The organism is Dyadobacter jejuensis (genome assembly GCF_003149085.1).
GTDB classification, from domain to species: Bacteria; Bacteroidota; Bacteroidia; order Cytophagales; family Spirosomataceae; genus Dyadobacter; species Dyadobacter jejuensis.
Map to the genome: position 1 here is coordinate 114,639 of NZ_QGDT01000013.1, position 14,204 is coordinate 128,842.

The window sequence follows — 14,204 nt, forward strand, 5'->3', positions numbered from 1 at the left end:
CAGAACGGTGACTCCTTTTTCAAAATAAGGCCTTGTCGTTTAGAATATGGCAAAACCTAAAGTAGCTTGGAATAGGTTGCCCTTCCGGCCAAATTTGGCCTCTGTGTCGCTGTTGTTGAAATTAACCTTGGCGATTTCGGTAAAGTTACCTTCATACCGGACGTCTAAGCTCAGTCGGCCGAAATCGAACCCAACGCCGGCCTGATAGCCATATGCGAGGTTGTTTTTAAATTCGGCATCGCTGTCGTCACCGGTAAAGTCGTCGAAGGAATCGTTAAGTTTTCCATTGGAAGAGAGTCTCAAAGACGCCATAGGGCCCACATTGATGCGGAAGATCTTCCCGATGCGTACCCCCAACAGGATAGGGACATCCAAATTGGAAAAGCGCACATCTACTTTTCCTTCCTCGTTGGTAAGGCCGTCCTGGTATACGTTAAACTCTCCTCCTTTTTGAGAAAGTAAAAGTTCAGGTTGTACATAGAATTGTTTCCCAAATCGGAAGAAGACCCCGCCCACGAAGCCCAAAGATCGGTTGTCGTTGTCTTTGAAGTTAAAAGCATTTCCGTTATTGTCCAATGACAGGTCGTTGCTACCATTGATATTGGACAGGTTAGCCCCTGCCTTAACGCCAAAACGAAATGCAGGATCGTATTGGGCGGAGGCACTAAGACTAAACGAAATGGCTAGAATAGCGAGCAATAATTTTTTCATGGCTAATAGATAGTTGTGTTGGGGTAATGATTTTAAACTTTGGATTATATAACACAAAAAATGTGCCTGTATTGTATGGAACGTCTCGATGGGGTCGAAAATGCCGCTTCAAAGTACATATTATCAGGGAATGTACGGGGAACTCGATAAGTGCCATTAAAAAACCTTATTTTTGCGGGAAATTTACTAATTGGGTATCTCGATAGCTCCCTTGAGCTGTTCCCGATTGGGGAATATGGACATAGAAATCATCAAAATAAAAAGTAGTATCTGCATCATGAGTGAGTATAACCACAAAGAGATAGAGAAAAAATGGCAACAGTTTTGGGACCAAAATCAGGTATTTAAGGTTAATAACGAGTCCGATTTGCCCAAATACTATGTGTTAGACATGTTTCCCTATCCTTCGGGAGCCGGGCTACACGTGGGGCATCCACTGGGCTATATCGCCTCGGACATATACTCCCGGTACAAGCGGCAGAAGGGCTTTAATGTCTTACATCCTATGGGATTTGATAGCTTCGGGCTGCCTGCTGAGCAATATGCTATTCAGACGGGCCAACACCCAGCCGTTACCACCAGAGACAATATAGCCAGATATATAGACCAATTAAAAAACTTGGGCTTTAGCTATGACTGGAGTAGGGAGGTACGTACTTCGGAGCCATCCTACTACCGTTGGACCCAATGGATCTTTAAATGCCTTTTCGATAGCTGGTACAATATAGCCTCCGACAAGGCGGAGGGCATCGATAGCTTGATCGCTGAGTTTGAAAAAAATGGCAATATAGAGGTAAAGGCAGTATGCGATGAGGATACCCCCATTTTTACGGCCAGCCAATGGAATAGCTGGAGTGACGAGGACCGCTATCGCATGACCCTCAAATATAGGCTTACCTATGTGGCCGATGCTACGGTCAACTGGTGCCCAGGCTTAGGGTCGGTACTTTCCAATGATGAGGTGAAGGATGGAGTTTCCGAAAGAGGCGGGTTCCCTGTCGTGCAGAAATTGATGCGCCAGTGGATGATGCGAATCTCGTCGTATGCCCAGCGCTTACTCGACGGCCTCGATACGGTCGACTGGTCCGATTCGCTCAAAGAACAGCAGCGCAACTGGATAGGGCGGTCGGTAGGAGCCTTGGTGAAGTTTCAGCTGGAGGGCTTAGATCAGCATATCGAAGTGTTTACCACCCGGGTCGATACCATCTATGGGGTGTCGTTTATGGTAATAGCCCCCGAGCATGAGCTCGTGGAGCAGATAACGACAGACTCCCAAAAAGAAGAAATAGGGGCCTATATAGAAATGACTAAGAAGCGCTCCGAAAGAGACAGAATGTCGGACGTGAAAACGGTATCAGGAGCCTTTACGGGGGCATATGTCCTCAATCCGCTTAGTCAAGAAAGAGTGCCTGTTTATATAGCCGACTACGTGTTAGCAGGCTACGGGACAGGGGCGGTGATGGCCGTACCTTCTGGCGACCAGCGAGATTGGAACTTTGCCAAGCATTTCGACTTGCCTATCGTCCCCATTCTGGATGCTCAAAAAAACATTGAAAAGGAGGCAGATAGTACCAAAGAAGGCCAGTATATCAATTCCGGAATTATCGATGGACTTACCTTTGCTGAAGCCAATGAAAAGCTCATTGCCTATATAGAAGATCAGGGTATTGGTAAAGGCAAAATTAACTACCGGATCAGAGACGCCGTATTTGGTCGTCAACGGTATTGGGGAGAACCCGTGCCGGTGTATTACAAAACCGATAGCCAAGGACAAGCCCTACCATATCTGATAGACGATGCCGAGCTTCCGCTCAACTTGCCGGCCATTGATAAATACCTGCCCACCGAAACGGGCGAGCCACCTCTGGGCCGGGCCGAAGGCTGGGGCCATGAGTCGGGACATCCTTACGAGCTAAGCACCATGCCTGGCTGGGCGGGTAGCAGCTGGTATTGGTACCGCTATATGGACCCTCAGAATGATGAAGCCTTTGCCTCTAAAGAAGCCATTGACTATTGGAAAGCAGTCGATTTGTATATTGGAGGTACCGAACACGCTACGGGGCATTTGTTGTATAGCCGGTTTTGGAACAAATTCCTGAAAGATAGGGGCTATGTATCGGAAGAGGAACCTTTCAAAAAACTGATTAACCAGGGAATGATCCAGGGGAGGAGCAACTTCGTGTACCGGGTTAAGAATGCCGACCTTACCCATCCGATTTTTGTAAGTGCGGGCCTTAAAAGCCAATACGAAGTGACCGCCCTGCATGTAGATGTAAATATCGTTGAAAATGACGTGCTGAATGTAGATAAGTTTAAGGCTTCTCGCCCCGATTTGTTTGCAGAAAAGGCAGAGTTTATTTTGGAAGACGGAAAATATATCTGTGGAACCGAGGTGGAGAAAATGTCTAAGTCTAAGTTTAATGTTGTCAATCCCGATGATATAATTGCTCGCTATGGTGCCGATACCCTGCGCCTTTACGAAATGTTCCTAGGGCCTCTCGAACAGGCTAAGCCTTGGAACACCAACGGTATTGACGGGACTTATCGATTTATCAAAAAGCTATGGCGATTGTTCTATAACGATAATGGACAGTATGTTGTGGAAGATAAGCCTGCCACCGAGGCAGAGTTAAAAGTCCTACATAAGACTATCAAAAAAGTGGAGGGGGATATCGAGAACTTCTCCTTCAATACAGCGGTAAGCGCCTTTATGGTTTGTGTGAACGATCTAGGTGGTCTTAAGTCCCATAACAAGGGCATACTTGAGCAACTGGTCATACTCATTTCGGCCTATGCACCGCATATAGCCGAAGAGTTGTGGACCGTTTTAGGCCATGAGGCAGGTACCGTTTCTTCGGCCCCATACCCAGTGTGGGAGCAAAAATATGTGGTCGACGCCGTATTCGAGTATCCAGTTCAGATCAACGGTAAAGTGAGAGCGACCATGCCTTTCGCTCTTGATACATCGGTAGCCGATATTCAGGCCGAAGTGCTAGCCAACGAAACGGTACTCAAATGGATGGAAGGGAAACCTGCCAAAAAGGTCATTGTGGTTCCCAAGCGAATTGTAAACGTGGTGATCTAATATTTCCAATTGCGATTATTACGATTGGTTCGCATCGGTTTCGGCAGTCAGCCTCTTTTCTACAAAGAATTTCGGGGCCTTGGCTAGTAGATGAGTCGCGATAGTGAAAATGTTGATACAATTAGCTTCGTGATAGGGGCTAGTAGGCCTCACAAAAAGGGGTAAGGAGAGCGGAGAACTCTTACTTACCCTTTTTTTATGTTTGGAGCCTTGCAAAACAAAAGAACCGCCCGACAGGTGCCGGACGGTAGTGCATAGTGTGTTTCTTAAATAATGGTGTCAGTACTTTGAAACCTCTCTTTTTAGTTGTTGATGAAGTGTAATAATGTGTGTATCGTATTCTTTAGGTTGTTGATGAAGTGTAATAATGCGTGTATTGAATTCTTAGTTTGTTGATGAAATGTATTCTTTATTGTTGATGAACCTTAAAAAGATAGTGTGCTTATATGTATTCTTAAGACTCCATCCTTGGGCATTGGTCACCTTTTTAGAGAAATAATTCTTATGTTTTTAAATACAAATTCTATAGTTGTCTGTATTTTAGGTGGTTAGAGGTGGTAATTTTTTAATAATAAAAATGAAAAATTTAAAAATCGTTTAGTGGGGTATAAAAAAAAGGACTCATTGAGTTGAGTCCCTTTTGATGGTCAGTGTTCTTTTTTATTATTCCCTTAGTCCTGTGATATAGTCGATCGTTTCGGGGATTTGTTTAAGATAGGAGGGGCTTTCATCCTCTATAAAATAGTGCTGGATGCCAATTTTTTTGGCCGTTTGTAGTACGGCCTTAATGTCGATTTGTCCTTTGCCCAGCGCCACGTCATTGGTGGTGGGGGTGCCTCCAGATAAGTCGCCGACAACTCCTTTTTTCAAATCTTTTAAATGCATTAATTTCCAGCGGTTTCCGTATTTTTTTAATAATGCCACAGGATCCTGGCCTGGGAATTGCGTCCAGAGCAAGTCCATTTCGAAGGAGACATAACGGGGGTCTGTATTTTCTGCAATATAGTCGAACAAGGTACCCTGGCCATAAGGAACGAATTCATAACCGTGGTTATGGTAGCATAGGGTCAGCCCATGGTCGGCGAGTATTTTACCTGCCTTATTGAAATCTTTTACCGCCTTTTGAGCGGTTTTTAAGTCGAAGCCCGATTTGTCGTGGGGGATCCAGGCCACCATCACATATTTGGCGCCTAGTATTTTAGCGTCCCTGATGGTGGGTTCAGGGTCGGCGACAAGGTTGTTATAGCCAGCCCCAATAGAGGGCATCGTTATCCCTCGTTTGTCGAGTTCTGCTCTGAGTTCTGCGGTGCTAATTCCGGGCAGCGGACCACCTTCCATTTCGGTAATTCCCAGGCTGGCGATGGTGTCGAGCGTGGCTGGAATACCCTGGGCCCAGCTTCCTCTGAAAGTATAGGCCTGTACGCCGAGAGGATGGGTGTATACAGGTTCTTTTTGTGCCCAAACAGCGCAAAAAAGTGCAGGGATAATCAGCAGAAGGATGGTTATTGATCGTACTTTCATGTGTTTTATGGATTAGTAGTTGTCTTCTTTAATCTCTCTTTCAGTAATGGGGCCATACTTTCGGACTTGTTCCCTTATTTCCGACGATTTGCCAATCAGCACAAACTGCAGCTGGTCCTTAGGGAAGTACTCCTTGATGATCCGCTTGGTTTCTTTTAGGTCCAGTTGTTCTACTTTTTGCTGGAAGCCGTTGATAAAAGTCTCATCAAATCCAAAGCGATACATGGCCGTCAAGAGCTGTGCCAAGCTCCCTGCAGACTCGTAGTTAGGGGGGAAGTCACCCTTTACGTAGGCCTTGGCCGATGCCAAAATCTCCTCATTGAGTCCCGTGGTATGGAGGCTATCGAGCACTTGAAGGGCCATGTCTATGGCCGGTACGGTAGTAGCTGTTTTGGTAAATGTAAAAATACCGAAGCTACCTCCGTATTTATATCTCGAAAAGCTGCTCCTTGCACCATAGGTGAGGCCTGAGTTTACCCGCAGGGCGTCGTTGAGCCAGGAGGTAAACCGCCCTCCCAGGATGGTATTTACCACCATAATGGGTACGTAGTCGGGAGAATTATAGGCGATTCCTTTGCCGCCGATTAGGAAAGTCGTTTCTCGTGCATCCTCCTTGTTGACCAAGAGGACGCGGTTTCCGCTCCATGAATGGCTCGGAGATTTGCGTTTGATCATCCTTGAGGGCTGCGTCTTCCAGTCGCCAAAGAGACTGGTCAATTTAGTCTTCATCTTTTTGCTGTCAAAATCGCCCACGATAGCCAGTGCCGCATGATCGGTAGTATAATAGGTTTCGTAAAACTTCCGAATCTGGGCCGTAGTTATGGGTGCTAAAGATTCAGGGGTACCGTCTACAGGGGATCCATATGGGAAGTCAGGGAATAGTTGGGCATTAAAGTAATTGCCAATCACCGACCGCGGACTTTCCTTGGCCTGTACCAGTTCCAAAAGTTTTCTTTCCTTGTTTTTTAGAAACTCTTCTTCGTTAAAGGTGGGCCGCGTAACCACTTCTTTAAATAGCGCCAATAATTGGTCCTGGTCTTTACTAGCAAAGGAGGCCCGGATACCCGCCTGGTCATGATCGGCAAAGGTTTGCATGGAGGCACCCACAAAGTCTACGTTTTGGTCTATTTCGCTCTTTGTGTACTTCGCTGTTCCGAGCATCAGGCTTTGGGCCGTAAGGCTAGAGAGCCCGGGTATTTCACCATCCTGGATGGCGCCGGCGTCGAAAGTCAGGTGGACCTGTATAAGGGGGACTTCATGTTGTTCCATTAAAAACAGCGTAAGACCGTTTTTTAACTTTACTGTTTCATAAGCCGGCAGCTTAAAGTTATGTTGCGCCTGGGCACCAATGGCCACAAGGGTAAAAATCAGGGGAAGTATCTTTTTCATATATAGCTTACTAAATGATTCGACATTGGGGAGTTTTATTCGGCTTGTTGAGGTAAGAGGTAGCCAGTCGTCTTGTTTTTTTGATTTAGATATTGCCGTGCTACCCGCTGTATATCGGCAGAGCTTACTTCATTGAATCGATTAGGCGCATCGAACATCTTTCGAAAATCCCCGAAAAAGAGTTCATAAGTGCCCAGACTATTGGCCTTGCCATTGATCGTCTCCAGGGATCGGTACAGCTCCATGAGTTTTTGGTTTTTTACTTTCTGTAGCTCTTTTTCTTCCACCCCATTCTCTATGATTCCTTCTATTTGCTTTTCTATAGCGGTTTCTAGCTGAGCCGCATCGACATCTTTAGCGGCAATGGCGTAAATACGAAACAATCCAGGGTCGAAACTCTCCTCGGTGAAGCTATATACCTGCGAGGCAATGGGGCTGTCGAGAACTAGGCTTTTCTTAAGCCGTGAGGAGTTGCCATTGGTAAGTACGCTGCTCAACAGTTCCAGGGTATAATAATCTTCGTGGCTAGAGGCTGGTACATGGTAGGCCATCAGTACGTTCGGGCTTGAAATATCCTTGTAAGTTTGTACCCGCCGGGTTCCATTTTGAGGGGGTTCAATGGTCCTTATCACAGGCGGTAGTCCTCTTTGTGGGATAGGCGCCATATGCTGGTCTGCTAGCCGTTTTACCTGGCCTATGGTGATGTCCCCGACTACGACTACCGTAACGTTATTGGGAGAGTAGTAGGTCTTGAAATATTGTTCCAAGTCGGACTGAGTCCAGCTTTTGATGTCCGATTCAAAGCCGATGACAGGGAACATATAGGGATGCTCTTTATAGGCAACCGACTGAACCAGCTCGCCTAGGGTTCTGTAATTGCTGTTTTCAAGCCCGGTACTTCGTTCGGAGAGTACAACCCCTCTTTCACTCTGTACCATGCCAGAGTCGATACTCAGAAACTGGATACGATCGGCCTCTAGCTTAAAGATCGTGTCTAAGGCATCCTTTTGAAACCAGTCGGTATAGACGGTCACATTCTCGGTGGTATAGGCATTATTGGAGCCGCCATTGGCTTCCATTACCCGGTCAAATTGCTTGGGTCCGTAATGTTTGGAACCATTGAACATCATATGTTCGAAAAAGTGCGAGAGCCCCGTTATTCCATGGACCTCATTGCGGGAACCGACTTTCCAAAAAAGGTACATGTTGGCAGTAGGAATGGAATGATCTTCCAAAACGATAAACTTCATTCCATTTTTTAGCTGAAACGTATGGATGTCGTCTGGGGTAGTTTGTCCAAATCCTAGGATCGGGAAATACAGAAGGGCCATCAGGGTGGCAAAGTATTTAAGTGACATGGTGACTACTAATTATTTGATCTTGAACCTATTATTTTAAAAGCTAGACATGGAACTACCTTGACAACAATAGTAGAGAGATTTTGTTTTCAAGCTATGGATTTTGTATTTTCCCGTTCCGTTCCCTAAATATATAAAAAATTGCCATTGGAGTCTTTGTCCATTGAAGTTCTGAAAAGGTTGTCTGGTGGGTTACATTCTCTATGAAGCTCAGAACTTAGCTATGAATCGTTCCTGTAGTCTTTCGTCCGTAGCTAGGGTGTGCTCCTCATAAGTGGAAGGAAAATATACCGTTAGGAGGGAGTAAGGAAAAGTAAGCCGCTCTATATTTGTCGATTATTGATCGAAGTTTATCTCTTTGCTGTTCGAATGAAATGTTTAGACCATTCTTGCGAAAGCCATGATCTTATAGATATGAGGCCAAGAAAATTTGAAATTAACTGATTCGAAAGGGAATAATGATCTGAAAGGTATTGGGGGACGTATCTTAGTATAGCGGCCAGCCAGAAGATAAATATAAATGATAAGGTTTATAGAATAAATGTAATTAATTCTATAATAGTGATTTATTTGTATTTTTTCATGAAATGAAAGTTACTATATTAGATAAATATCGTCCGATTGGGCATATAAAATATTAATATTGTAGAATACTATCCATCCACTAAACATTACTTGCCGATTTATGAAAAATCGAACTCTACAAACCCTGTTTTTGACATGCCTACTAGGAGCTATTTCTATGCTCTCCCATGCCCAAGATACATCGGGATGTTCTTCACCCAATGGGGGCTGCGATACGCTAGCCGTCGAGAAAAAAGTGAGCCCCTGGCGGGTAGGAGGTTTCCTAGGCCCAGCAATTGCTTTCTGTGGAAGTTGGGAGGCTACATTCAACTCCGATAAGTATCGGGATAAATCCTTATTCAATGGGACGGGCTTTAATGCCGTTATGAACGCCGATTATTTTTTTAAGAATAAAAGGAAGCCCGATAGCCGATTTGAATTCGGCTTAGGAGCTGTTGCGGGTATACAGCAGTTCTTTTTACGGAAAGATTTAGATACTTTTCTAGATCAAGTGGTAGCCGCTTCTGGTGTCAGCCAAGCGGAGATTCAGAAAGGAGCTTCCGAAGATCATTACTTGGCCGTTGGACCAGCAGTAAATTTTAATTTTTCGAAAAAACCGAGGTCTCCTTTCCTAGAGGCATCGGTACGAGGAGGTGTGTTTCGGACCACTCCCGCCGCCATATTCGTATATGAAAGAGGTACAGGCAATAATATTTATTCGGTTACTGCTTCCGACAAGCGTTACCACTTAGGCCTATTGGCGACTCTGGGTTTCTTCGTTCCTAGCAAGAATGGCCTTTGGGCTTGGGGGGTTGAGGCCATTGGGTTTCGTACCAAGGTTGACTATGTGTTTCCGGGTGAAACCATCTATCCTTTCGAGCGGAAGCATGGTGGCTTTAGTGCAGGGGTAGCCATGCGTCGTAATTTTATAAAGAACCAGGTAGTAGCCAAGGCGCCTACTCCAGCCGTGCTATGTGCCGCTCCGGCCATAGAGCTGAATATGGGTGAAGAGTCTATGAAGGGTATGCTGTATAATACCAATGTGGATACTACCATGGCTGGCCCTATCAAGCTGTCTTGGACGAGCATGGCGCCTACAGATACCACCGCTACGGAAACCTTTACTGCCAAAATTCATAGAATCAACCAAGGAGCCGACGAGATTATTGCCAAAATGATTTGCCAAGAAGGCAATGAACTTGAATTTCCTGCAGCTTACCTCAACCAGTTTGGGCGTCCCCTAGAAGGCCAGTATTATGCAACCGTACAGAGTAGCCGTGTGTCGGACTGTGCTTCATGTGTCAGTGAGGCGAGTACCACGGGTTTCTCTAGCGTAGTTCCTATGGTGATCGATTCGATCGTGAAGCCTTGTTTCAAAGAGTGTAATATTCAGTTCTACGGCTACCAATTGCGTAAGAAAATGGGTAAGACCTACCAACCGTCTGAAACCTGTGAGGGTTGTCTATGTCCTGTTGATGGTGAAAAAACCTATTCTCAATATTATGGCTTAGGCAAGGTGAAAATAGAAGACTGTGATGTTGATAATTTGGATCTCGAAAAAATATTCACCGATCCAGCCAATGGGGTTAAGCATCCTTCTTGGTTAAGAACCATCTATGTTACCATCGAGTCGATTGTGGCGGGTGAGTCTTGCGACGGAGTACAGGGAATTACAAAAACTACCTACAAAGCGAAAATCCGTAAGGGTAAAATTGAGGCCTTTATCAAAGCGAAGTAAATAAGGCTCAGCTTTAAAATATTAAAAAGCCCTTGCGCATCCGCGCAAGGGCTTTTTTAATGGGGCGAAGGTCGTTTATTTCTTTAGTGTAGCCTCATATTTTGCTATCCATTCGGCTACGGTAACCTTGGCAGCCAATTCGCCAATAAGCGTATAGGGGAGGTCTTCAGTTTTGCGGAAGCGGATGCAACTCTTACCCATGTCGAGTTTTTGGCTAGTATGCTTCGGATAGGCCTCTTGGAACCAGGCCATTAGCTCAGGGTCCGTGTAAATTCCCATGTGATAGAGGGCCAGGTAGCTTTTTTGAGAGGCTAGGTTTATAAACGGAAGGGGTAGGGAAGGGTCGCAATGATAGCCCGCCGGATACAGGCTATGAGGAACCACGTAGCCGATCATCCCATAATTGATCGTCTCCTCAAAACCCGGTGGTAAGTGGCTTAAGATCGCCTCTCTCAGTGAATTAATGGCCGATTGGCGAGGCTCTTGGAGCTTATTGATATAGTCGAAGACAGTAAGTACGGTAGACGGCATGGTAGTCGTGGGTTTAAAGGTTGGCTATATTATTGCAAATCGGCGGTTGTACGTTCGGTGTTTTGCCATCGGATGCGTACGATTCGGCTGCTAATCTGATGTTTTTCGAAAAAGCGTTGCCAGTGCAACTGCTGGGCGGAAAGGTGATCGGTAGGAGATTTTACCTCCAAAAATGCATATTCAGTCCCTTTGCTGATAAGGATGTCTGGAAAGCCCCTGGTGTTCTCCCTAAGGTTTACGGCCATCTCAAACAGCACCGCAAAGAGCTGTTCTAAGGTCAGGTGTTCGATAACCTTAAGTACTCTTTCCAAGGCTCCCTCATTCCAGCTAACCATCACATTGGTAATCCCCAGTTTTTGCCTGTAGGTATTAGAAACGCTATCAATGAGTAGTTGTTTGTCTTGAATTTCATTCTTTTTCTGTAAAAGTTTTGCCTCTCTTTTGATATAAAAATCGGGTAGAAAGAAATCTGACGGAATTCGCTGTAAAGGATTATGTATGGCTTGGACGTTGGTGTCGTATATGATGTCCCAAAAGAGCAGGCCAAATAAGTTTCGCCAGGGTTCATTTTCACTAAAAAAGGAATCGTAGCCAAGCTGCTGAAAAAAAGTGATGGCGCCGAGCTCGACCCGATGCCTGAAATCCTCATCTAGCTCGATATAATCGGCCATTTTTAGAGCTTGGGTGGTGCTTTTGATGGCTCTTTTTTTCTTCTTCAGCATTTTTTCTGTGTAATCCTGCGAAAAGAAGCGTTCATCGGCATTTTGAGGGTTCTCCCCAATTTCCTGGCATAAGGCCAGGGCTTCATCTATTTCGCCTAGCTTGTTGAGTAACCTTACCCGCCTCTCGCGCGAAGGGACCGCATCGGTAAGTTGGTAGGCGACCAAGGCCTGATTCGGTAATTTCTTCTTTTCGAGCCAGGCCCCAAAGCGGGTGATGAATCGGTTTAAGGACGGCCTCGCTTTGGGGCTAAGGTCGCTCGTTACTCCTGAATACCAGTTCATAAACCAATCGTATATTTCTTCGGGTAGCCATTCCGACTGGACGGTATAAAAGGTCTCTTTGATCAATGAAACCATAAGGCTGTCCTCCATCTCCTTACGGCTTTGAAAGCGCACCACATATTGCTGATCGTCATAGCTTTCATAGCGCACATGGCCCAGGTCCCTTACAATAAACTCCGACATGTCGGCATAGCGGTTGCCAAAAAACAGGAATTTCATCAAATCGAATTCCAGTTCATAGTTGACTTTTACAATCACTTCCTGGTCCTGTAGTCGGCTGCAAAGCACCGAAAAGTCGTATTCATGATTCAACCACCTCACCAAATCTGCCTTTTTAATACTTTTTATAGGCATTACCTCGGGCTCCAGAGCTTTGGCAACCTGCAGTAGCTCAGGCTTGGTAAAGAGTTCCAAAATCTCAGCTAGCCTGTCAGCCTGGTCGGCCTGGAGTTCCGATATAAAACCGCTTTCAAGCAGCTCGTGTAGGGAGGCGGGTATATCGTTGAGTTCGTCGTAGTGTATTTGGCCAGAACGGAAATAGGCACGTCGCCGATTACTGAACCTTATAAATAGGCACTGCGCATCCTCCGACAAGGCTTGGTAGCGGTTTAGAAATGCTAGCTCGTCGGTATTCAGTATGCTTTCGTACTGCTGCCTTACGAAGGTGATCAGCTGATTGAAATAGCTATGGTAGTACTTTGCGGGTAGGTCTTTTGGGAATTCTTCTGGCTGCACGGATCAGTCTGGCTTGGTTTGTTCAGTTAAATTTAAGGAAATTTTGGTCACGTTAAGGTATTTCATCCTCCGAAATTGGTTTGGTCGTATATAGAAGAAAATTAGCTTCCATGGGGCATTTTTGCAGGAAAAAGCTTCAGAAAATTTGTAATAGTGCGAATATTCTGGAATAATATTTGGTATAAATTGTATTTTAATAAGTCTTATAGCCTCCAGCGGCCGTTGGCGTAGCATATTATAAAGAATTAAATTACATTTGTTTTGAATGGAAAACAACTTTACAATCATATGATTACATTAGATTCCTACAATTTTTCCGGAAAGAAAGCTTTGGTTCGTGTAGACTTCAACGTCCCCTTGAACGACAAATTCGAAATTACCGACGATACACGTATTCGTGCTACCATCCCTACTATCACTAAAATTTTGAACGACGGTGGATCCGTTATTTTGATGTCTCATCTGGGCCGGCCTAAGGAAGGACCTACCGAGAAATTCTCGTTGAAACATCTAGTAAATCCACTTTCTTTGATTTTGGGCAAGACTGTAAAGTTTGCCGACGATTGCATTGGAAGTCAAGCGACAGAAATGGCCGCCAACCTGGCTGCTGGTGAAGTTCTTTTGCTTGAAAACCTTCGCTTCTACAAGGAAGAGGAAAAAGGGGATGCAGCGTTTGCCGAAAAACTATCGAAGTTAGGCGACGTATGGGTAATGGATGCCTTTGGTACTGCCCATAGAGCGCACGCTTCTACAGCCGTAATAGGGAAATATTTCCAGGATAAAGTGTGTGGATATGTAATGCAAGCGGAATTGGACAACGCCATGAGGTTGTTGGAAAACTCCGAACGGCCATTTACAGCCATTATGGGAGGTGCCAAAATCTCCGATAAAATATTGATCATTGAGCGCCTTCTGGACAAGGTCGACAACCTACTGATAGGTGGTGGAATGTCCTATACCTTCTCTAAGGCTAGAGGGGGTAATATTGGTAATTCACTATGCGAGCCCGATAAAATGGAGCTCACTTTGGAACTCATCAAAAAAGCCGCCGATAAAGGGGTTAACCTGGTACTTCCTGTCGATAACTTGGTAGCTGACAACTTCAGTAACGATGCCAATCGGCAAGTTGTTAAAGTTGGACAAATTCCTGACGGATGGGAAGGTCTTGACATTGGTCCGGAAACCATAAAATTATTCTCGGAAATCGTGTCCAAATCCAAAACCGTTCTGTGGAATGGACCTATGGGGGTTTTCGAATTCTCCAATTTCGCTAAAGGAACCAACGCTATCGCCGAAACGGTGGTAAAAGCAACTGAAGAAAATGACGCCTTCTCCCTAATAGGTGGTGGCGACTCCGCTTCGGCCATCAATAATGCTGGCTATGGCGATAGAGTAAGCTATGTGTCTACCGGTGGTGGTGCCCTCTTAGAGTATATGGAAGGAAAAGAACTACCCGGAGTTACGGCTCTGAAGTCTTAAGCTTTATTAGGTCTACATGAATACAAGAAAGCCATCCTACAACCGTGGGATGGCTTTACTTCATAACAAACCTAACTAATTTTTTATTT

At 45.2% G+C, this 14,204-nt stretch carries 9 protein-coding genes; 3 read left to right on the top strand and 6 right to left on the bottom strand.

What is annotated here, in order from left to right; all coding sequences use genetic code 11:
• Positions 1-39: 39 nt before the first annotated feature.
• Positions 40-711 carry a porin family protein gene (locus CLV98_RS19430; protein WP_109677094.1) on the bottom strand — a complete coding sequence of 224 codons (672 nt, stop codon included), beginning with the start codon at positions 709-711 and terminating at the stop codon, positions 40-42.
• Between the two features lie 277 nt (positions 712-988).
• On the opposite strand from CLV98_RS19430, the gene leuS reads away from it, so the two are divergent.
• Positions 989-3,796, top strand: a complete 2,808-nt coding sequence (gene leuS / locus CLV98_RS19435) for a leucine--tRNA ligase (protein ID WP_109677096.1) — start codon at positions 989-991, stop codon at positions 3,794-3,796.
• A gap of 663 nt (positions 3,797-4,459) precedes the next feature.
• Here leuS and CLV98_RS19440 read toward each other — a convergent pair.
• The 3 genes from CLV98_RS19440 to CLV98_RS19450 are packed head-to-tail and all read right to left on the bottom strand — an operon-like array spanning position 4,460 to position 8,037.
• Positions 4,460-5,317 carry a sugar phosphate isomerase/epimerase family protein gene (locus CLV98_RS19440; RefSeq protein ID WP_109677098.1) on the bottom strand — a complete coding sequence of 286 codons (858 nt, stop codon included), beginning with the start codon at positions 5,315-5,317 and terminating at the stop codon, positions 4,460-4,462.
• 12 nt (positions 5,318-5,329) lie between these two features.
• Complete coding sequence (locus tag CLV98_RS19445; protein WP_109677100.1) at positions 5,330-6,706, bottom strand: M16 family metallopeptidase; 1,377 nt, start codon at positions 6,704-6,706, stop codon at positions 5,330-5,332.
• A 35-nt stretch (positions 6,707-6,741) separates the two neighbouring features.
• On the bottom strand, positions 6,742-8,037 hold the full coding sequence (locus CLV98_RS19450; RefSeq protein ID WP_229203468.1) for a M16 family metallopeptidase: 1,296 nt from the start codon (positions 8,035-8,037) through the stop codon (positions 6,742-6,744).
• A gap of 712 nt (positions 8,038-8,749) precedes the next feature.
• Here CLV98_RS19450 and CLV98_RS19455 point away from each other — a divergent pair.
• Positions 8,750-10,366: a hypothetical protein gene (locus tag CLV98_RS19455; RefSeq protein WP_146202310.1), complete on the top strand. Its 1,617-nt coding sequence runs from the start codon at positions 8,750-8,752 to the stop codon at positions 10,364-10,366.
• Between the two features lie 75 nt (positions 10,367-10,441).
• Here CLV98_RS19455 and CLV98_RS19460 read toward each other — a convergent pair whose 3' ends face one another.
• On the bottom strand, positions 10,442-10,897 hold the full coding sequence (locus tag CLV98_RS19460; RefSeq protein ID WP_109677106.1) for a DUF1801 domain-containing protein: 456 nt from the start codon (positions 10,895-10,897) through the stop codon (positions 10,442-10,444).
• 29 nt (positions 10,898-10,926) lie between these two features.
• Positions 10,927-12,636 carry a VRR-NUC domain-containing protein gene (locus CLV98_RS19465; RefSeq protein ID WP_109677108.1) on the bottom strand — a complete coding sequence of 570 codons (1,710 nt, stop codon included), beginning with the start codon at positions 12,634-12,636 and terminating at the stop codon, positions 10,927-10,929.
• Positions 12,637-12,924: 288 nt separating this feature from the next.
• On the opposite strand from CLV98_RS19465, the gene CLV98_RS19475 reads away from it, so the two are divergent.
• A complete protein-coding gene (locus CLV98_RS19475) occupies positions 12,925-14,115 on the top strand; it encodes a phosphoglycerate kinase (protein WP_109677112.1) in 1,191 nt (396 codons plus the stop codon).
• Positions 14,116-14,204: the final 89 nt, after the last annotated feature.